This window comes from Nosocomiicoccus sp. HMSC059G07 (assembly GCF_001815515.1).
GTDB classification, from domain to species: Bacteria; Bacillota; Bacilli; order Staphylococcales; family Salinicoccaceae; genus Nosocomiicoccus; species Nosocomiicoccus ampullae_A.
On the sequence record NZ_KV820792.1, the window covers coordinates 1 to 584 of the forward strand.

Below are 584 nucleotides of genomic sequence, written 5' to 3' on the forward strand. Positions count from 1 at the left end.
GCACTCGACCTTTGGTAGACCGCGGTTTCCGTCCAACCTTTTCGAGTAAGTCGATATTCTTGGTGCGCATGATGCCACTGTCGATCCAATTGTAGAGGGTTGAAGTACTTGGAATGATCGCCGGATCAAACAGGTCCATGGCTTTATTAACCACTGTATCTGGAGACCATTTGTCTTCAAGCATTTTTCGATCCGCCCATTCAGTGAATCGCTCCGTTTCCACCCATTTGGGACGGCGGCCACAGTTCGCACGATTTCGCAGATAAATGTCATGATGCAGCTCTGCGGAGTAGACCTTTTTATAGTAGGTATACGTCTTGCCATTCTGTTTCTGTTGGCTTTTCTGCGTGACAGACGCTGTATTGATGGCATTATTGATGGTTTGTGGACTACGTCCAAGCAAAGACGCAATCTTTCGATTGGATAAATCAAGTGCTTTATACGCTTCAATTTTCTTCATTTCACCGTATGTAAGGTGTTTAGATTTGCGTGATTCTGTGTTATTATCTACATGGGTCATGTGAATTCTCCTTATATTGGTTGGTGGTACATTCAATATAACATGAAATTCACATGGCTTTTTT

General features: G+C 43.2%; 1 protein-coding gene. It reads right to left on the reverse strand.

Going from position 1 to position 584, the window contains the following annotated elements; genetic code table 11:
• Positions 1-520, reverse strand: a 520-nt coding sequence (locus tag HMPREF3029_RS02560) for a helix-turn-helix domain-containing protein (protein ID WP_070709574.1), incomplete at its 3' end; no start/stop codon positions are given.
• Positions 521-584: the final 64 nt, after the last annotated feature.